A 20,251-nucleotide genomic window follows, 5' to 3' on the forward strand; every position below is an offset into this window, starting at 1 on the left:
CGTATATTGCGTGGATATGACGACAGAATGCTGTCATGGCGGGAAAAGAGCTACCATAAGCTATCAACTCACCTGCTAAACAGTGACTCTTTCCCACTTGCGGGTTTGCCAGACCATGACAAAAGCCATGGAGCTGATCAGTCTCTGCAACGTCTGAACCAGCCAGACTGCAGTCAGTCCAAGCCCGAGTACAGGACCAACCAGCCAGCATAGTGGCAGCAGGATTAACCACTGTCCGGCGGCTCTTATGCCCAGTACAGTGCGATTTGCACCAGCACCCAAAAGGGCTTGGGTGAATACCAGAGAGGCTGCATCAAGGAAGATGCTCATACCGGTCAGCTGAAGAGGAATTTTTCCCATTTCGACAAGAGATTCCTGGTGGAGAAAGAGGCTCAGCAGGAGCTCTGGAGCAATAAGTAATGGAAGGCTCAGGAACAGCAGCACACTGGCAGCCACCTTGACAATATCCCAGCCCCAGCGCCAGGCTTTATCGGGTTTGCCGGCTCCCAGGCTCTGACTCACCAGAGTATTAGCGGCCATACCCATACCCATACCCGGTAAAATTAATAGCAGGGAAATATTCATAAGAACATGAGCTACGGCCAGCTCACCGGTACCCATCCGGGCAATGATAGCAAACAGCACCATAAAGCCAAAAGAGAACAGCAACTGTTGCAGAGAGTCCGGAACAGCCAGTCGAATCAGTCGAATGGTCTGCCTGAAGTCACGCTTTATTAAAAATCTGAAGTCCATGAATCCCTGTTCTCTGGCGATCCCCATAAGACTGAACATATTCAGCATGGCGGCGAGGTACATAGCCAAGAAAGTGCCAAGCGCCGCACCGGCCACACCCATTGCTGGTAATGGACCTATGCCGTAGATAAGGCAGAAACTTACCAGCGCATTGAAGAGGTGGGAGATGACCAGAATGCGCAGAAACCCTGAAGGTCTGCCAGTGCCATTCCAGTAACCTCTAAAAGACAGGCAAAGAGCGGCGGCAGTCAGAGACATGACGCGAATGCGAAAATAGCTAACGGCAGTGTCATGCACTAGTTCACCCTGGTTAAAAATTTGCAATATCCAGGGGGCTAACACCATCAAGATGAGACTGACAGGTAGGGCAAAGAATAGTGCGATGATGATGCCATGGTTGACGGGTGTCGCACAGTGAAGGCTATGGCCAGCACCTAATCTGCGAGCTACCTGAGCTTGTACACCGGCGGAGAGTCCTGCAACAAGGGAGAGTGCGACAAAGTTTGCGTAACTGGCGGCACCTACCGCAGCAAGTGCTTCTTTTCCCAAGGGCCCAACCAGGGCAGCGTCGACAAGATTCAAGAGGCTTTGAGACAGCATCGCTATGATGATAGGGGTGCTCAATTTCAGTATGGTAGTTACGCGCTGTTTCAAGCAAACCTCAGGCTTTTTAGATGTTTCTGTTAGATTGTATGTGTTTAGAAGTGCCTGTGTCACGCCAGAACTGAATGCTTTTTATCTTGCAGCAGAGATCCCTAGCTGGGTTCTAATGAGAATATTCCCGTGCTGAAGACTTGCTGGAAAAGCGGTTCAATGTATTAAACATTTCAGTGGCAGGAACAGATCTTTGGTAGCAGAGATCTATTCCTGCCTGATTCAATAAGCCCTGACTTATTCAAGGTTTGGGCGCAACCAGCGTTCGGCTTCTTCCAGACTTATGCCTTTTCGCTCAGCGTAAGAAGCGAGCTGGTCCCTGGCGATCTTACCCAGACCAAAGTATTTGGATTCCGGGTGAGAGAAGTACCATCCACTGACACTGGCAGCAGGCATCATGGCAAAGTGTTCTGTCAGGTTGACTCCGGTATTTACCTCTCCATTGAGCAGCTCAAACAGTGCTGTTTTTTCTGTATGGTCCGGACAGGCTGGGTAGCCGGGGGCAGGGCGGATGCCGGTGTACTTTTCCTTAATCAGTTCTTCATTACTCAAGGCTTCATGTGGAGCGTAGCACCAGAATTCCTTGCGAACTTTTTCGTGCATATGCTCGGCAAAGGCTTCTGCCAGACGATCAGCAAGCGCTTTTACCATGATACTGTTGTAGTCATCACCCTTGTCTTCATAGGTTTTGGCCAATTCATCTGCACCAATCCCCGCCGTAGTGATAAAACCACCCACATAGTCTTTCAGGCCAGTGGCTTTTGGCGCCACAAAGTCTGACAGGCAGTAGTTTGGCTTATCATCCGGTCTCGGGTTCTGTTGACGAAGATGATGAAGCATGACTTTGACTTCAGAGCGACTTTCGTCGCTATAAACCTCAAGGTCATCGTTGTTTACCTGGAACGTCGGCCAGAAGCCAATAGCTGCACGAGCACCCATCTTCTTGTTCTCAACAAGATCTTTCAACATGGCCCTGGCATCATTGTAAAGGTTGGTGGCTGCTTCACCGACAATTTCATCTTCCAGAATATTCGGATATTTTCCCGCCAGATCCCAGGTGATGAAAAAAGGTGTCCAGTCGATGTAATCCACCAGTTTTTCCAGTGGGTAATCTTCAAAGACTTTTACACCTGTGAAGGTTGGAACTGGAGGTTGATAGTTGTTCCAGCCTGCATCAAAACGATTATCAACGGCTTCCTGATAAGTCAGTAGTTGTCGCTTATTACTGCGCTTCTCGTGGCGTACCCGAATTTTTTCGTACTCGGCACGCGTTTCCTCGATCAGTGCCGGTTTTAATTGTTTACTCATCAGTCGAGTCGCAATGCCGACACTGCGGGATGCATCGGTCACATAAAGCGCTATATCATTCTGAAACTGTGGCTCTATCTTAACCGCTGTATGAGCTCTGGAAGTGGTTGCACCGCCGATTAACAGGGGCAAGTGGATGTCCTGGCGTTGCATCTCACTGGCGACATGCACCATTTCGTCGAGAGACGGTGTGATCAAACCGCTGAGGCCAATGATGTCCACGTTTTCTTCTCTGGCTACCTGCAGGATTTTTTCGCAGGGCACCATAACACCAAGATCGATGACCTCGAAGTTATTACAGGCCAGCACAACACCAACAATATTTTTGCCAATGTCGTGTACATCGCCTTTAACGGTAGCCATTAGTATCTTGCCGTTGGACTGAACGTCGCCGTCTTTCTCTTCTTCAATGAAAGGAATCAGGTGGGCAACGGCCTGTTTCATAACCCGGGCACTTTTGACGACCTGGGGTAGAAACATTTTACCGGCTCCAAACAGATCGCCGACTACATTCATGCCCTCCATTAATGGACCTTCGATGACATGAATGGGGCGATCTGCCTGTTGACGAGCTTCTTCGGTGTCTTCAACAATGTAGGTGGTTATCCCTTTCACGAGAGCATGTTCAAGACGCTTGTTGACATCCTGCTCACGCCAGGAAAGATCTTCTACTTTTTTCTGGCCGGTGCCGCCACCGCGATAGTCCTCTGCAATGGCCAGCAAGGCTTCTGTGGCTTCGTTATTGCGGTTGAGAATGACATCTTCAACCCGTTCACGCAGCTCTTTGGGGATTTCCTCGTAAATTTCCAGCTGTCCGGCATTGACAATACCCATAGTCAGGCCACCTTTGATGGCGTGATACAGGAAGACAGCATGAATCGCTTCCCTGACCGGGTTGTTACCCCGGAACGAGAAGGAAACGTTACTAACGCCGCCAGAGATCATGGCATGGGGCAGGTTTTTCCTGATGTAGCGAGTCGCATTGATGAAGTCCACCGCATAATTGTTGTGCTCATCAATACCGGTAGCCACAGCAAAGATATTCGGGTCAAAAATAATGTCCTGGGGCGGGAAGCCCACTTCATTAACCAGAATGTCGTAAGAACGCTTACAGATTTCTATTTTGCGGGCTTCGGTGTCAGCCTGACCGGTCTCGTCAAAAGCCATCACCACAACAGCAGCACCGTAATTACGACATAGCCTTGCCTGATGGCGGAAAGCCTCTTCGCCTTCTTTCAGGCTGATGGAGTTAACAATGCCTTTACCCTGAATGCATTGCAGACCGGCTTCGATGACATCCCATTTAGATGAGTCCACCATGACCGGCACTTTGGAGATGTCCGGCTCAGAGGCCACCAGATTCAGGAAAGTAGTGATAGCCTTTTTGGCATCCAGCATCCCTTCATCCATGTTGATGTCGATGACCTGGGCTCCGTTTTCAACCTGCTGACGAGCAACGTCCAGAGCTGTGTCGTAATCTTCTTCAATAATCAGGCGTTTGAAGCGGGCAGAGCCGGTTACATTACAACGCTCACCCACGTTGACAAACAGCGAGTCTGCAAAAATATTGAAGGGTTCAAGACCGCTGAGCCGACAGGCGACAGGAATTTCTGGGATCTGTCGTCTTTCGATAGACGTCATTCTATCAGCAATTGCCTTGATATGAGCCGGAGTACTGCCGCAGCAACCACCAATAATGTTCACCAGGCCAGATTCAGCAAATTCGGCAACAATGTCTGCCATTTCATCCGGAGTTTGATCGTACTCTCCAAACGCATTAGGCAGGCCAGCATTAGGGTGTGCACTGATAAAAGTGTTGGCAATGTTGGACAATTCTTCCAGGTACGGACGCAGCTCACTGGCACCCAGTGCACAGTTCAGGCCTACAGAAATAGGATTGGCGTGTTGAATAGAGTTCCAGAAAGCTTCTGTGGTCTGGCCGGAAAGGGTACGACCAGAGGCATCGGTAATGGTGCCTGAAATCATGATGGGCAGTTCATAGCCCAGTTCGTCGAACAGTTCTTTTACAGCAAAGATAGCGGCTTTGGCATTGAGCGTATCGAAAATGGTTTCGATCAGAATAATATCGGACCCCCCCTCTATCAGGGCAAGGGCTGCTTCTTTGTAGGCCATAGCCAATGCTTCAAAGCTGGTATTGCGATAGCCCGGGTTGTTGACGTCAGGCGAAATGGAAGCGGTTCTGTTCGTTGGGCCTAGCACCCCTGCTACAAAACGGGGCTTATCAGGGTTTTGAGCAGTGGCTACATCAGCCACTTCTCTGGCTATACGGGCTGACTCCCGGTTGATCTCCGGGACCAGATGTTCCATTTCGTAGTCAGCCATGGCAATGGTTGTAGCGTTAAAGGTATTGGTTTCCAGAATGTCAGCTCCGGCATCCAGGTAAGACTGGTAAATCTCCTTGATGATCTCAGGGCGTGTCAGAGAGAGAAGGTCATTATTGCCCTTGAGGTCACAGCTGTGATCAGCAAACCGTTCTCCACGGTAATCTTCTTCATCCAGCTTATAGCCTTGAATCATGGTGCCCATGGCACCGTCAAGGATCAGAATCCGTTTCTCCAATTGCTCTTTAAGAAGGTTTGCTCTTGGAAAGTGTGCTCTTTCTTGACTGTTAGGCATGGGTACAGATTCCGGGCCAGTTCTCTCTATTGCCATGAAACAGGCCGTCAAGGTTTCAGTTTGACGGTTCACGGCTGCTTGTAGGTATTTTCAGGAGAGCGATGGTATCAGAAATGCGCCACAGAGTGTGTACTTCAAATCACACATATTCATAGAAAAAGTAAGTAAAATGCAAGGTCGACTATGATACCGTTGTCGGCATAACGACGTTCAATCCCATACCACGATCGAATAAAATATTGGCGAGCTTAAACAGTCAATAGCCTAAAATCGTGCCAATATAGTGAATTTTCGCTTACTTTGGTTGAATAAATGACGCGGGTTTTGCGCCTCCGGGTAAGACCGGGGATGGCCACTCATGAATCCGTCATCAGGGCCAGTTCTTCAATTGTGGGCATTTGTTGTTAATACCTGCAGTGGCAGCTTGAATAAGGGTAAAATTGCTGAGGCTTAATATCAGCGATCATTGTTTACCCATTGCACCTGCCTGATAAAAGGGCGTGACCCTACCCCAGCTTTTTCGGTGTCATGGCAATCACTAACACACGATAATCCCCATTACAGAAGTGCTGTGCCGCAGCGAAACCAACACCATTGCAGTTATCCGTGATCACTGCATTATTCATGATATTTTTCCCATTTTTTACTGTTATTTTAATGGGTAGAGAATACCAACCTGAGCCTGTCAAAGTGACCCGTGAACACTTTCGCGTGCGCCAGCCAAGTACCTTTACCTGGTGGGTGGTATTTGATAAACCCTATGGGCTGAATGGATGGCATGGACAACTTAGAAATGGCGAATGATATACGCAGTTTACTGAACACCTTCAACGATGCGTTTTCGAATCAGCGTCTTGATCGGGTTACAGAGCATTTCGCTGACGAGTGTGAATTCCGATAAATGAATGGTCATACTGCCCGAGGTAAACAGAAGGTTCGTAACGCCATCAAATCAGTGTTTAGCGGTATGTACGGAAAATTAACCTTTATTGAAAAAAAGTATGTTGGTTGATGAAGACAATAAAACAGCCAGTTTTGGATTGTAGGGTCAGCATGATATGCTGCCAGTGGCAGGTATGTCGTTTAGCCAGAAGGTTATTGCCTCACTGATTAAGCTGCGTTTTGGTAGGTCGTTTCACTGGGAGGGTATGGATTATTTTGTGTTTGATGATGAGTTAAAGATTGTCAGTAAACAAAGTTATGGCCGTGCGGCGATACCAAAATTTATTTGCGGGCCTGCACTGCGTCAATGTGACTGATTGATTATGAGGAAGACCCGTGACCCTTTCTAAAAAACATCACCTCCCAAGCGGTGGCTTTCGCAATAATGACAAGATGCAAATGCATCACCGTTCGTTATGGAAAATTTTAAAATGGAAGTTATTTGAAAAATTACCGGAAAAAGTTTCGATTCCTATTGTGGAAGATGATCATTCGGTCTTTGAGTACTCGGATAAATCGCTGACAAGTTGGATTGGTCATGCGACTTTTTTGATTCGTCATCAGGGCATGAATATTATTACTGATCCTCACTTTTCTGAACGAGCATCGCCAGTGCAGTGGGCTGGGCCAAAGCGTTATTCACCTCCTGCGATAGATATTAATGCCCTACCTCATGTTGATGTGATATTGATTTCCCACGATCACTTCGATCATCTGGATCGACAATCTGTGTTGACGATCCAGAAAAGGCAGAAACACAACCCGCCGTTATTTATGTTGCCACTCGGATTAGGCCATTGGTTCAGCAGGCGGGGAATTGATAATTGGGTTGAACTGGATTGGTGGGAATCGCATACCCATCGTGGCTGGACGTTCACGGCAGTGCCATGCCAACACTTTAGTGGCCGTTCCATCTTTCCTGACCGAACGCTCTGGTGTGGGTGGGTATTTGAAGCGCCTTCAGTATTTGCGAAACCGGGTAAACGCTTTTATTTTGCTGGAGACACTGGCTACAGCTCAGACTTTAAGGCTATTGGTGATCACTTTGGCTATATGGATATGGCCATGGTGCCCATTGGGGCCTATGAACCACGCTGGTTTATGAAAGAAATCCACGTTAACCCACAAGAGGCGGTGCGCATTCATAAGGATGTTGGCTCGCGCTTATCGCTGGCGATGCATTGGGGCAGCTTTATGCTCACCAACGAGCCGATGTTGCAGCCGCCGGAAGATCTACAGCTTGCCAAACGACAACAGAATGTTGCGGATAACGATTTTATTGTGATCAAGCCTGGAAAAATCACTGCTTTATTTAATGATTTATTGTGACAAGGGTGGAGCTGGCATTCGCGACGGAATTGCTAAAGACTCTCGGCTCCTCCTTTACTGTTTTGAAAATCGGGATGCTTATGCTGAAGCCTGAATATTGTCGTGGCTATTGTTTTGAAGGCAAAACCCAGCAACCAGGGTGGCAACCAGAGTTACACTGGCAAGCGTCACTGTTCCCATTTGTGGCAGTGAACCCACCAAACCACTGACTATTGTAGCCAGTAGCATTTCTATGAAGAAGATCAGTCCGGCAGCGGTGCCTGCATTGTTAATCATATGTTCGGTGGCTCTGGCCTGGCATAGGGGCATAAAGAGACCCAGTCCCAGCTCAAAGACAACCATACCAAACATATAACCCGGAATAGAGCTGCCATGACTCCACCAGGCAGTGGCAAAGGAAATGTTTGCACCTGCAGCCAGAGTGATCCAGGCAAGTCGAGTGCTTTTCTCACGTCCTAACCGGTCATTCAATTTGGGGCCATAGGTTGCACTGAAAAGGTAGCCCGCAATGGCTATCGCAAAAAGGAATCCATAAAATTTTGGAGCCAGGCCTAATTGGCTGATCATTACAAAAGGACCACCGGCGACAAAAACAAAAGCGCCAGAGAAGGCTGTGCCGGCAGCGATAGTGAACCGCAGATAGCGCCAGTCAGTTAATACGTCTTTATAGCCTGAGAGAATAGGGTGGCCAACGCGCCTGGGGATTTGATGTTTTTCAGGGATAAATAGCAGGCTCATCATCGCAATAATGGCCATAGCGCCCATGGCCAGAATGTTGTACTTCCAGCCTGCATATTCTTGAATAAATCCACCTGCGATGGGAGCCAGCATAGGGACCAGTGTCAGGCAGGCGCTGATATAGGACAACATCCTTACTTCCATTTTCTCTCGGAAATAATCTTTGGCCAAAATTCGGGCAACGGCAGTACCAAAGCAACCAAATACGGCCTGGGCAAAGCGTGCAGCTATGAATAGACCAATGTGATTGGTCAACAGGGTGGCAGCAGTGGCAAGCAGGTAGAGGGTATAACCCAGCATCAGGGTCTTTTTACGACCCAGGCGGTCAGCCAGTGGGCCCACTATGAGCATCGATATCGAAAAACCCAGCATAAAAATACCGATACTCCACTGGGTTGTAGCACTGTTACTGCCAAAATATTCTGTTATAGCCGGGAGAGAAGGTGAATAGATATCGATAGAGACTGGACCAACAATGGCAAACACTGTCAGTATCATCAGGACAGTAGTGGAGTGTTTTTCTATATCTAATGAGCTCATGGCTGCGACTCGTTCTACTGAAATTTATGCTGGAAGGGATAAGTTCGAAAGGTTCGAAGGAATTAATTGGCCCTTATTTTTAGGCAAAATTCCCCTTTAACCTGGAAAAAGAGCGCGAAGGGTACAGGCTTTTGAACAGGGTAACAATCGTATAATTTCACATAAGACTGGGGGCTCACGAAGCACTAAAGAGACAAGTACAGCAATGGGGTGTAACCTGCCATCGTTGAAGCACAAGTCTTTAATACCTGACTAGCCCACTGGGGATTTCAACATAACGCTGAATGGCATAGAATGTCGACAGAATGTTGAGAGGGTTCTTGAGTTGAAGATTACATTTGCGGAAGCAGCACAAAAGTACCTTGCCACCCTGTTGGAGAAACAGAATGTGGAGGGTATTGGGGTGCGCCTGTTCGTTACCCAGCCCGGTACTCCTTATGCTGAAACCTGCCTTGCCTACTGCAAACCCGGAGAGGAAAAGGAAGGAGATCTGATTCTTGAGCTGGAATACTTCAATTGCCATGTAGAAGGAAAAAGTGAACAGTACCTGGAAGACGCTGTTGTTGATTTCTCCGAAGATAAACTGGGTGGCCAGCTGACTATCAAAGCGCCGAATGCCAAATTGCCCCAAGTCAGTGAAGACAGTCCACTGGACGAGAAAATCAACTATTTCCTACAGACCGAAATCAATCCGGGGCTGGCTTCTCACGGTGGTGTTGTTTCTCTGGTTGAGATTGATGAGGATGTTGCTGTTTTGCAGTTTGGTGGTGGTTGCCAGGGCTGCAGTGCAGTAGATCTGACTTTGAAAGACGGTGTCGAGAAAACTCTGATTGAACGAATTCCTGAGTTGAAAGGCGTCAGGGATGTGACAGATCACAGCATTACCGAGAATGCCTACTTCAAGTAAAAGGCTGTCTGTCTTAAGAGCCGGTTTATAGACTAATGGCACTCCTATAAGCGAGTCCATTCTTTCCATAAACCGGTTTTTTTTGCGCTGGAAAATGGTAGAAATAGCGAATCAGTATCATTTTGCTATGTATGTACAATATACAATCATATTTATTGCTATTAATTGAAGTGAGGCTTCGTTCGAACTTTGAAACTCATATAAAAAAAAGAGGGACTGACTGTTAATCAGTCCACATTTGTCTGGGAGGGTATGGCAATCAAGCAATTATCTGACAGTAATGGGGTTGTCTAATTCCTCTTTGAAACAACGATGGTTCAGAGCTTGCCCGGCTGTATATCTCTTCTCTGGATTGGCTTCCAGTAGCTTAGGCAAGAGTTCTAAAATCATGAAACGATGCCCGGATCGAGTCTCTCTTTCCAATGTTTTATTACAGGCATCTTTTAATGTTTCGGCATAATCAACGATGGCCTTTCTGGAAGTCTTCAGCTTACCGGTGTTTTGCAGGGTCTCAACTATGTGTCCATCAGTAATGCTCTGGCACTCTCCAGGAGCAATACAATGAGCCATAGAAGCCATAGTGACACCCAGCGCCGAGATATCACCAGCTGTCTCATAACCTTTTCGTGGGAGAAAGCTTCTGGTGGCAAAAGTTCTGGATGAGGAACGTTAAAGATCGTTTCAGAAAAGTATTTTACCCGGTTCATCATGGATTTATCATGAAGTGCAGCACTGTCCTGATGTTCGGTTGCCATGTCAAAACCATCGAATCTAATCTGGTTATTATCTTCAACAATACATTCTTTACTGACACAGCCGTGGGCAAAACTTTTGCTATGGATGTAAACCAGACATTACAAAACGGGTTTTATTTTGTCTGTAAATGGTTTTAAGGACTCTCAGGCCTTAGGGCAGACCAGTGCTGCGGGTGATCCCGAATAGGCTTTGAATGTTTTTCCATCTGCCTCAACAAGGCTTGGTAAATAGCTGGCTCCTGTATCCTGTGTTCCTTTTTTTTGGTGCAGCTTCTTCAAGTTTGATATTTCGCAAAAATGCGTAGAACCAACTTTCTTTATATTGTTTTTCCAGTGTGGGTAATTTATTGGTTGGTTGGGCTAGACCGGGTGTAGGAAGGGCTTTCATGGTAATCGTCCTTGATTGATCAATATTCACACCATAGATGAAAATGTAAATAAAATGACTGTGCTGGATGATATTGCTAAAACAGTGCCTTGATTGATTTCTATCTTTGATTAGGATGTTGGGTTAACTCATTTTTTTCTATAAAAAAACTGGATTTCACTGGATTGGCATTAAATGAAGTCGAATCTCATTACACAGGCAGGCAAAGACAAGCTTGAAAAAGAGCTGCATGACCTCTGGCGGCATAAGAGACCGAAAGTGACTCAGGCAGTTTCTGAAGCTGCGGCGTTGGGTGACCGAAGTGAGAATGCAGAGTATAAGGAAGGGAAAAGACTGCTGAGAGAAATTGATCGAAGAATTCGCTTTCTCACCAGGCGGCTTGATGTTATCAAAGTGGTGGATTATTCACCTGAGCAGGAGGGCAAGGCTTTTTTTGGTGCCTGGGTGGAAGTCGAGAATGAGGAAGGAGAAGTGCTCCAATGCCGGATTGTGGGGTCTGATGAAATTGACGTCAAGCGAGGGCACATAACCGTTGATTCACCCATGGCCAGGGCTTTAATCGGTAAGCAGGTTGACGATGAAGTACTGGTCAGGACGCCGGAGGGAAACAAAATCTGGTTTATCAACAAGATACAATACAAGCCTTTCCATTGACTTTGATGACAATTTCGGTCCTGGATCTTGTAACCAGAGTTCATAACAAAAGCGCAGAGCCTTTTGCTGTATTTTTACCTATGTTGGTTTTAGGGTGTATGACAGTTGGCCATAAACGTATATCATAATGTGCCCTTTTTCGTAGTGTTTCTGGTTTTTCCAGTAAATAAAGAACCTGTGAAACGGTATAAGCAAGTCATACTGTCAAATTTCTTCGTTGCCAAGATCATCCAATCTTGCGGCTCCCAGTGTACACACTTGGTAGAAGCCAACCTTGATATTGAATCTCGCGCGGACCGCACACTGTGTACAGAAGTGTTACACGGTGCGCACCACTATAAAGTGCTGACCAATCACTTGCTGCCGGAAGTTTGCCCGATTTGTGCTGCTATCCTGGCTAGAAGAATCAGTAATATGCCAAAAAAGCGGTTGATTTCTTCCAGTTTTCCCGATGAAGTTTGTGTGGAAGTGCCAGAATCACAAATGGACCTATTATCTGGTCTGACAGAGAGAGATAGATATACTTGGAACTAAAGAGGTCACACAAGGACATCAATTCGATTTGTTTTAAAGGATGCTGACACAGTCATAAACTGACCGTGTCAGACTGTTAATTATTCTGCAATTCTTGCAGGAAGTAGGTTTTTTAACTTCTCCCTCATATCACGCAGGCTTTTCTCTGTAGTTTCCCAGTCAATGCAGGCATCGGTAATCGATACACCGTATTTCAAGTCTTCAAGGTTTGCAGGCACTTTCTGGGCACCCCAGCCAATGTTGCTTTCTATCATGAGGCCCACAACAGATTTGTTGCCTTCGATAATCTGATTAGTCACGTTTTCCATGACCAAAGGCTGAAGCGCCGGGTCTTTGTTAGAGTTAGCGTGAGAGCAATCAACCATAACGTTTGGCTTGATGCCGGCATTCTCAAGCTCCTGCTCGCAAAGAGTTATGCTGACAGAGTCATAGTTGGGCTTGCCGTTACCACCGCGCAGAACAATGTGACCATATTGGTTCCCCTTGGTACGCGTGACAGCTACCTGTCCATAGCCATCAATACCCAGAAAACGATGAGGATTGGATACTGAGTTCAGAGCGTTGATCGCTACTTCCAAGCCACCATCGGTACCGTTTTTGAAACCCACAGCCGAAGACAAACCACTGGCCATTTCACGGTGGGTCTGGGATTCAGTGGTCCGGGCACCAATAGCAGACCAGGATACCAGATCCTGCAGGTATTGTGGGGAGATAGGATCCAGAGCTTCGGTGGCAGAAGGCATACCAAGCTCGGCAACATCCATCAGCAGGCGACGGCCAGTGTGCAGACCTTCTTCAATCTTGAAGGTGTCATCGAGGTGTGGGTCGTTAATCAGACCTTTCCAGCCAACAGTGGTGCGTGGCTTTTCGAAATAGACGCGCATGACCAGATAGAGAGTGTCGCTAAGCTCATCTGCCAGTTTCTTTAGACGTCCGGCATAATCCATGGCCGCATCAACATCATGGATAGAGCAGGGGCCTACCACAACAAAAAGACGATGATCCTTGCCATCGAGAATATTGCGAATAACTTCACGGCCTTCGGAAACGGTTCGCTCAGCTGCTTCGCTCAGGGGAATTTCCTTTTTCAGCTGCTCTGGAGTGATCAGTAAGTCCTGAGATTCAATGTTCAGGTTTTCAATCGGTAATGCGGCCATTTGTTGCGCTCTCAACTTTGATTATTACTCCCTTCCGGGTTTGCGCCTTAGATTGCTCGCCCGGGTATGTATAAGTCGGGCTTGCAGAGTTCAGCGACGGTGATTCACTCTAATCAAGAACTGTGGCTGCTACAACCCTGTGAATAATAATTTTGCTTAATTTAAGTCGTTGCTACTATTGTGAAATCTTGCTGGTTTACATTAGGTAACGAATACCCAGCACCAGCAGAATAGTAGCCAGAATCATACGCATTATGTTCTCTGGCATGTATTTGCCAACTTTAGTGCCCAGATAAATGGCTGGGAGTGAACCAATCATCAGCGCTCCCAGAAGGTTAAAATCAACATTGCCCAGCAAGGTATGACCTATCCCGGCAACGAGGGTTAGTGGTACTGCATGTGCCAATTCAGTGCCGACTACTCTTACAGAAACCAGTGCAGGGTATATCAGTAAGAGAATTGCTGTTCCCAGTGCCCCGGCTCCTACAGATGACAGGGTGACCAGAACGCCCAGGACCATCCCCATAAATACGGTAAAGTACTTCAGTCTGTTTCCAGACAGCACTTTTCTGTTGTAAAACTGCATTTTTTTCAATTTGTTGCTAAATATAAGCACCAGTGCTGTTAAGGTAAGCATAAAGCCAAGGCAGGTAGTAAGTATCGGGCTATAATGATCGCTTCCAGTGAAAAGATATTTCAACAGGAATATAGTAGCCACAGTCGCTGGGATACTTCCCATACACAGTAGTTTGACGAGTCGCCAGTTAACACTATTTTGTCGATGATGAACCCAGACGCCACTGACTTTGGTCAGGGCGGCATACAACAGGTCTGTACCTATTGCTATGTGAGCCGGAAATCCAAATAAAAGGAGTAGCGGAGTCATCAGTGACCCGCCTCCTATGCCGGTTAAGCCAACGGCAAAGCCCACGCTGGCACCCGCTGAAATGTAGAGCAATGTGTCCATAAAATATGGTCTAAAGTTATAAGTAGCTCAGGCGATGTTTGAAATCATGATTAAAGCTGCATGATTCACTGGTAACTGTAGCGACCGGCTTGTATTCTTGGAAGTAATTAAATGATATTCTCTTATGCCGCTATGAACTAAGAGTGCTTGTATTTTTTCACGCTATGGGTAGACGTTAGCTCGACCGGAGGCCATCAATGAAGCTGCAACAACTGCGCTATATCTGGGAGGTCGCTCACCATGATCTCAATGTATCCGCCACAGCGCAGAGTTTATATACCTCGCAACCTGGTATCAGCAAACAGATTCGTCTGCTTGAAGATGAACTGGGTGTTGAGGTGTTTGCCCGCAGCGGTAAACATCTGACCCGAATCACCCCGGCTGGTGAAAAAATTATAGAAACTGCGGGTGAAATTCTAAGAAAAGTCGAAAGCATCAAACAGGTGGCACAAGAGTTCAGTGATGAACGTAAAGGCTCTCTGTCCATTGCTACGACTCATACCCAGGCACGTTACGCGCTGCCTGACATCATCAATAACTTTATTTCCCAGTATCCAGATGTGTCCCTGCACATGCATCAGGGTGCTCCGATCCAGATTGCCGAGATGGCCGCTGACGGTGTTGTCGATTTTGCCATTGCGACCGAAGCGCTCGAACTCTTTAACGATCTGGTGATGATGCCCTGCTATCGCTGGAATCGCTGTGTGCTTGTCCCGAAAGATCATCCGCTGGCACAAATATCTGAACTGACACTTCAGGATGTTGCCCGACATCCTTTGGTGACTTATGTATTTGGTTTTACAGGTCGTTCCAAGCTGGATGAGGCTTTTATGAATGAAGGCTTGTCGCCCAGAGTTGTCTTCACGGCAACCGATGCTGATGTCATTAAAACCTATGTAAGATTAAAGCTGGGTGTGGGGATTGTTGCGAAGATGGCCTATGACCCAGAGCTGGATTCCGACCTGGTTCCCCTGAATGCGGATCACCTGTTTGAACCCAGTGTCACCAAGATTGGTTTCAGAAGAGGGACCTTCCTGCGCGGATTTATGTATGACTTCATCCAGCATTTTGCGCCACATTTGACGAAAGAGGTTGTGCAGGAAGCGATTTCAAGACATAACAAAGCCGAGGTAGATGAACTGTTCTCTGGTGTTCAGCTACCCGATCACTGACTTTTATTTCCTTTGAAGTGGCGGCTGCATTACGCAGCCTGCCGATTCAGCACTTCCTTCACCAGCTTGAAGTAAACGGTGTAGACTCTCGGTTCCTGACCGTCTTCCTCAACGACAAAAAACGGAGCCTTGTCTACCTGGTAGTGATCGGCCAGAAGTGCACCCTCGCTCGAAGTTTCACCTTCCTTGGCAATCAGTACCTGGTCAATTTTTTCAAGGTGACCGGAGCTTTGTAGTCGCTCCAGAACTTCACTGCATTTTTTGCAGGGGCTACCGTCCGCCATTATTTTTTTGACCATGGTGATTTTCATCAAGAGACTCCTGTGGCTGGTTTGCGGTTTATTTTATTATGAAAACGTTGTTTTTTCTTCGCTCGTGGTTATTTATTCAAAGAAAGTTTCGAGAGCTGTCATCAGGTTTTTTACCTTGGTTATGGATTCCTGATATTCCTGGTGACAGTCTGAATCTGCAACAATGGCACCTCCACCCCAGCAGCGAAGCTTTTGATTATGAGCAACCAGAGTCCTGATGGTAATGCTGGTGTCCATCTTGTTGTTACAGCTGATATAGCCAATAGCGCCGCAGTATACGTTTCTGGCGACAGCTTCAAGTTCACGAATGATTTCCATGGACCTGATTTTTGGGGCGCCGGTGACTGAACCACCCGGGAAGGCACCTTCCATCAGTTCGAGAATGCTGTGTTCCTGACTCAGTTCACCGGTCACGGTGCTGACCAGGTGATGAACATTAGCATAACTTTCCAGCTCAAACAGTCTGGGAACGTTTATGCTTCCGGGCTTGCAGACTTTACCGAGATCGTTTCTCAACAGGTCAACAATCATCAGATTCTCAGAGCGATCTTTTTCGCTAGCCAATAATTCTTCAGCATGGGTAAGATCTTCTTCAGGTGTTTCACCTCTGGGTCTTGTACCTTTTATGGGGTGAGTTTCTACCTTGGAATCAGTCACTTTTATAAAACGTTCTGGCGAGTGACTCAGAACAGTGACATCGAGATGAGACAGGTAAGCAGAATAGGGCGCTGGACTCACTTTCCTGAGATGTTTGTATGCCTGCCAGCAATCGCCATTGAATCGACTGGTAAATTCCTGTGTCAGATTTACTTCATAGGTATCACCTGCAAGTATGTAGTCCTGAACTTTATTGAAGGCGGATTCATACTCTGATTCGCTGATGGTAGTAGAAAATTTTTCCTGCAACTGAAATGGCGATGAATCCTCGAGGCCTGCTTTGTTATGGATGAGAGCAAGAATACTTTCCCGGTTACTCTCTGGCATATCAGGGTGACTGAAAAAGACGGTTTTTTGTTGATGGTGGTCGGAAATAATGGCCCAATGATAAAGACCTACGCTCATTAAAGGCGTTTCCAGCTGTCGAAACTGAATCCTTTCCGGCTCACTCAAACCGCAAAGCTCGTAGCCCCAAAATCCCATGGCGCCACCCGTGAAGGGTAATTCAGAGTGTTCTACTTCCGACATGGTTGCGAGTAAATTATCCAGAATCTTGAAAGGGGACCGATCGCTCTCAACCCGACTTTCACCGGATAGACGATTGATGGTCTTTATGCGGTAGTGGCTGTCTACAGTGACGACGGCCCAGGGATCAGCAGTGATGATGTCATAGCGATTGTGCTGCTCTTTCAAGGAAGAGGAAGAGCAGCTGTCCAGATAACATGCCCAGGGTTGCTTGATAAAAGGCTCGAAATAAGGGCTGGAGTCACTCAGGTAGTCCAGTTCAACGATGAATAGCTCTTTCATAAAAGGCATAAAAATCCCGGGTCAGATCAGAGGCGCATTTTACCTTCAGAGTATTGTTGGCGCTACGGACTTTTCTGGTGTTTTATTGTTCAGGATTACTGTTTTCAAAGGCCGGTCAGGTTCTAAGAAATTAGTCTTAATTCAGTTGAAAGCAATATATCTTGCAAAAATTTTTGCCAATTTTCAGATTGTTAACAATAATCTGTATTTTGAAGCATTACTAATGTATAAATGGCTTAAAAAAAGAATATTGTAAACAATTCTTATGCCAGAAAAGTTCGCAAACAAGGGCCCGGTTCGTGTTGGGACTCAGTCGCAAGAGGTGATGGGCCTGCTGATCGGAGATATTACTTCGGGTCGTTTAAGTCAGGGCAGCAGAATCTCAGAGCCAGAGCTTTCAAGAAAGTACGGTGTCGGGCGTGGTCCTCTTCGAGAAGCACTCTTGAAACTTGAAGCTGCCGGTCTCGTTGTTCGTGCTCCTCATGTGGGTGCCAGGGTAGTCACTCTTAGCCAGAATGAGTTGTCAGAAATTTTTGCCGTTCGGGAAGCGCTTGAGGGCATGGCGGCTCGATTGGCAGCAATCCATATGTCCGATCAACAACTGCTGGATCTCGAATTCCTGCTTGAAACACATGCCAGCCATATTAATGAGCACAGTGGCCAGTCATACATTGATCAGGAGGGTGATCTGGATTTTCATTACCGTGTGATCCATGGTTCCTGCAATCAGAGGCTGATACGTTCGCTCTGTGATGAGCTCTATCATCTGATTCAAATGTACCGAAAAACTTCAGGTCGTCCTGCTCGTCCTGAAGAAGCGTTGACTGAGCATCAGATGATCTTCAGGGCTCTGAAAGACCGTGATGGTGAGTTGGCCGAAATGTTGATGCGCCGTCATATTGTCCGGGCCAGAAAAGAAATTGAACAATTCATTGACTCCAATCACCAGCATGAACGAATGAAATAACCTTTGCCCCAGGGGCAAAATATTTTTTCTGGATAAATAGAGGACGTGAAATGAGTGATAAAAACAACGCCCTTGGTCGACTGATCGCTAAAGAGGGCATTGTTACCGCGCCTGGTGTATACGATGGTATCTCTGCTCGTCTGGGTGAAGAAGCGGGCTTTTCTGCACTGTATGGAAGTGGTGGTGCTATAGCTCGAAGCACAGGTGTTCCCGATATTGGTCTGCTGACCTTGACTGAAGTGGTCGAACGTGTCCGTCAAATCTGTGAAGCCACTTCACTTCCCGTGATTGCCGATGCGGATACCGGTTTCGGTAACGAAGTAAATGTCAGACGCACCGTAGAACTTTTCAGAAGCGCCGGAGTGTGTGGCTTTCACCTGGAAGATCAGGAATTTCCAAAGCGTTGCGGGCATCTGGATGGCAAGTCTCTGGTGTCCAGTGAAGAAATGTGCAGGAAAGTTTCCATTGCTGCCAAATACGCCGGTAATGTCACTGTCATAGCGCGAACGGATGCTATTGCGGTAACCGGCTTTGACGATGCAATCGAACGGGTCAAGGCCTATGTTGATGCGGGAGCAGATATGTTGTTCGTCGAAGCTCCCCAGACTATTAAGCAGATAGAAGAGATCGCGAGACAGGCACCTGGCCCGAAACTGATCAATATGTTCTACAGTGGCAAGACACCGCTGGTACCTACAGAAGATCTTAAAGCAATGGGCTATCAACTGATCATCATTCCTTCCGATCTGCAGAGAGCTGCAGTGACTGCTATGCGTGAAGTGCTTGAAGTCATTAAGCGTGACGGCAACAGCGGTGCCATTGCCAATGGCATGATGACGTTTCAGGAACGTGAGCGACTGGTTAAGACCGAAGAATTTCTGAATCCTTAGTGATGACACCTATTCAATAAGAAGAACGGAGAACGATCGTGGCAGAAAAGACGCTTTCCATTAAGAAGCCCGGTGGTGCTGGCCTGCGTGGTCAGTCTGCTGGTGAAACTGCACTCTGCACCGTTGGTAAAACTGGTTCAGGTCTGACTTATCGCGGTTATGATATCAAGGAACTGGCTGACAAGGCTCAGTTTGAAGAAGTGGCTTATCTGCTGCTTTACGGCAAGCTGCCCAATCAGTCCGAGCTGGAAGCCTATAAAACCCGTCTGAAAGGGATGCGTTCACTGCCTGATGCCCTGAAGGTGGTATTAGAGCAGGTTCCTGCGGGTGCGCACCCAATGGACGTTATGCGAACCGGTTGTTCAGTGTTGGGTAATCTGGAGACTGAGCATAGTTTCTCCGAACAACTGGATCACATCGATCGTATGCTGGCCATCTTCCCAGGCATGATCAATTATTGGTACAACTACAGTCATAAAGGCATTCGTATTAATGTAGATACCGAAGCTGATTCCATTGCTGAACAGTTCCTGTGGACTTTGCATGACAGCAAGCCAGAACCTCTGCACGTAAAGGTAATGCACGCTTCCCTGATCCTGTACGCCGAGCATGAATTTAATGCTTCCACCTTCACCGGCCGTGTCTGTGCTTCCACACTTTCTGACGTTCACAGCTGTGTAACGGCTGCGATTGGTTCTTTGCGTGGACCTCTGCATGGCGGTGCGAACGAAGCTGCCATGGCTATGATAGAGAACTGGCGCTCTGCCGATGAGGCAGAACGAAACATCATGACCATGCTGGCTCGTAAGGATAAGATTATGGGCTTTGGCCATGCAATTTACCGTGAGTCTGACCCTCGTAACGCCATTATTAAAGAGTGGTCCAGAAAATTGTCTCAGCAGGTTGGCGATGAGTACTTGTATACTGTTTCCGAGCGTGTTGAAGCGGTCATGTGGCGCGAGAAGAAATTGTTCTGTAACGCTGACTTCTTTCACGCCTCTGCTTATCACTTTATGGGTATTCCAACCAAGCTGTTTACACCAATCTTTGTTTGTTCACGTGTTTCTGGCTGGGCGGCACACGTTATGGAGCAACGTGCCAATAATCGTATTATCCGTCCTTCTGCTGACTACACAGGTCCGGAAACTGCCGAGTGGGTTGCGATCGAAGACCGTTTATAAAAC

General features: G+C 47.1%; 17 protein-coding genes. 9 read left to right on the top strand and 8 right to left on the bottom strand.

Annotated elements, in window-relative coordinates; genetic code table 11:
* Positions 1-75: 75 nt before the first annotated feature.
* Both ACOJUN_RS20080 and metH read right to left on the bottom strand, forming a co-directional pair.
* Positions 76-1,407, bottom strand: a complete 1,332-nt coding sequence (locus tag ACOJUN_RS20080; RefSeq protein WP_422133659.1) for an MATE family efflux transporter — start codon at positions 1,405-1,407, stop codon at positions 76-78.
* Positions 1,408-1,644: 237 nt separating this feature from the next.
* Positions 1,645-5,352, bottom strand: a complete 3,708-nt coding sequence (gene metH / locus ACOJUN_RS20085; protein ID WP_422133660.1) for a methionine synthase — start codon at positions 5,350-5,352, stop codon at positions 1,645-1,647.
* Between the two features lie 1,058 nt (positions 5,353-6,410).
* Between metH and ACOJUN_RS20090 the strand changes: the two genes are divergently transcribed.
* Together ACOJUN_RS20090 and ACOJUN_RS20095 are read left to right on the top strand one after the other, a co-directional pair.
* Positions 6,411-6,611: a hypothetical protein gene (locus ACOJUN_RS20090; protein ID WP_422133661.1), complete on the top strand. Its 201-nt coding sequence runs from the start codon at positions 6,411-6,413 to the stop codon at positions 6,609-6,611.
* Positions 6,612-6,630: 19 nt separating this feature from the next.
* The gene (locus ACOJUN_RS20095) at positions 6,631-7,623 is read left to right on the top strand and encodes an MBL fold metallo-hydrolase (protein WP_422133662.1); all 993 of its coding nucleotides are present in this window, start codon (positions 6,631-6,633) and stop codon (positions 7,621-7,623) included.
* 78 nt (positions 7,624-7,701) lie between these two features.
* Here the strand turns inward: ACOJUN_RS20095 and ACOJUN_RS20100 are convergent, their stop codons facing one another.
* The gene (locus ACOJUN_RS20100) at positions 7,702-8,901 is read right to left on the bottom strand and encodes a multidrug effflux MFS transporter (RefSeq protein WP_422133663.1); all 1,200 of its coding nucleotides are present in this window, start codon (positions 8,899-8,901) and stop codon (positions 7,702-7,704) included.
* Between the two features lie 325 nt (positions 8,902-9,226).
* Here ACOJUN_RS20100 and nfuA point away from each other — a divergent pair, with 325 nt between their 5' ends.
* The gene (gene nfuA, locus ACOJUN_RS20105) at positions 9,227-9,808 is read left to right on the top strand and encodes a Fe-S biogenesis protein NfuA (protein ID WP_422133664.1); all 582 of its coding nucleotides are present in this window, start codon (positions 9,227-9,229) and stop codon (positions 9,806-9,808) included.
* Positions 9,809-10,075: 267 nt separating this feature from the next.
* On the opposite strand, the gene ACOJUN_RS20110 is transcribed toward nfuA, so the two are convergent.
* Positions 10,076-10,387: a hypothetical protein gene (locus tag ACOJUN_RS20110; RefSeq protein WP_422133665.1), complete on the bottom strand. Its 312-nt coding sequence runs from the start codon at positions 10,385-10,387 to the stop codon at positions 10,076-10,078.
* A 738-nt stretch (positions 10,388-11,125) separates the two neighbouring features.
* On the opposite strand from ACOJUN_RS20110, the gene greB reads away from it, so the two are divergent.
* Together greB and ACOJUN_RS20120 are read left to right on the top strand one after the other, a co-directional pair.
* Entirely contained in the window at positions 11,126-11,605 is a 480-nt protein-coding gene (gene greB, locus ACOJUN_RS20115; RefSeq protein WP_422133666.1) for a transcription elongation factor GreB, read from the top strand.
* Positions 11,606-11,710: 105 nt separating this feature from the next.
* The gene (locus ACOJUN_RS20120) at positions 11,711-12,139 is read left to right on the top strand and encodes a hypothetical protein (protein WP_422133667.1); all 429 of its coding nucleotides are present in this window, start codon (positions 11,711-11,713) and stop codon (positions 12,137-12,139) included.
* 80 nt (positions 12,140-12,219) lie between these two features.
* Here ACOJUN_RS20120 and ACOJUN_RS20125 read toward each other — a convergent pair whose 3' ends face one another.
* Positions 12,220-13,296: a 3-deoxy-7-phosphoheptulonate synthase gene (locus ACOJUN_RS20125; protein ID WP_422133668.1), complete on the bottom strand. Its 1,077-nt coding sequence runs from the start codon at positions 13,294-13,296 to the stop codon at positions 12,220-12,222.
* A 196-nt stretch (positions 13,297-13,492) separates the two neighbouring features.
* Positions 13,493-14,263, bottom strand: a complete 771-nt coding sequence (locus ACOJUN_RS20130) for a sulfite exporter TauE/SafE family protein (protein WP_422133669.1) — start codon at positions 14,261-14,263, stop codon at positions 13,493-13,495.
* Between the two features lie 197 nt (positions 14,264-14,460).
* Between ACOJUN_RS20130 and cysB the strand changes: the two genes are divergently transcribed.
* Entirely contained in the window at positions 14,461-15,435 is a 975-nt protein-coding gene (cysB, locus tag ACOJUN_RS20135; RefSeq protein ID WP_422133670.1) for an HTH-type transcriptional regulator CysB, read from the top strand.
* A gap of 29 nt (positions 15,436-15,464) precedes the next feature.
* Here the strand turns inward: cysB and ACOJUN_RS20140 are convergent, their stop codons facing one another.
* Complete coding sequence (locus ACOJUN_RS20140; protein ID WP_422133671.1) at positions 15,465-15,746, bottom strand: hypothetical protein; 282 nt, start codon at positions 15,744-15,746, stop codon at positions 15,465-15,467.
* A 72-nt stretch (positions 15,747-15,818) separates the two neighbouring features.
* Complete coding sequence (gene pabB, locus ACOJUN_RS20145; protein ID WP_422133672.1) at positions 15,819-17,219, bottom strand: aminodeoxychorismate synthase component I; 1,401 nt, start codon at positions 17,217-17,219, stop codon at positions 15,819-15,821.
* A gap of 256 nt (positions 17,220-17,475) precedes the next feature.
* Between pabB and ACOJUN_RS20150 the strand changes: the two genes are divergently transcribed.
* Genes ACOJUN_RS20150 through prpC form a run of 3 tightly spaced genes read left to right on the top strand, consistent with a single transcriptional unit; the run spans position 17,476 to position 20,248 of the window.
* Complete coding sequence (locus ACOJUN_RS20150) at positions 17,476-18,177, top strand: GntR family transcriptional regulator (protein ID WP_422133673.1); 702 nt, start codon at positions 17,476-17,478, stop codon at positions 18,175-18,177.
* A 50-nt stretch (positions 18,178-18,227) separates the two neighbouring features.
* The gene (locus ACOJUN_RS20155; protein ID WP_422133674.1) at positions 18,228-19,067 is read left to right on the top strand and encodes an isocitrate lyase/PEP mutase family protein; all 840 of its coding nucleotides are present in this window, start codon (positions 18,228-18,230) and stop codon (positions 19,065-19,067) included.
* A 38-nt stretch (positions 19,068-19,105) separates the two neighbouring features.
* On the top strand, positions 19,106-20,248 hold the full coding sequence (gene prpC, locus ACOJUN_RS20160) for a bifunctional 2-methylcitrate synthase/citrate synthase (protein WP_422133675.1): 1,143 nt from the start codon (positions 19,106-19,108) through the stop codon (positions 20,246-20,248).
* The last annotated feature ends 3 nt before the right edge of the window (positions 20,249-20,251 follow it).

The organism is Endozoicomonas sp. ALD040, assembly GCF_049275945.1.
Classification (GTDB): Bacteria; Pseudomonadota; Gammaproteobacteria; order Pseudomonadales; family Endozoicomonadaceae; genus Endozoicomonas_A.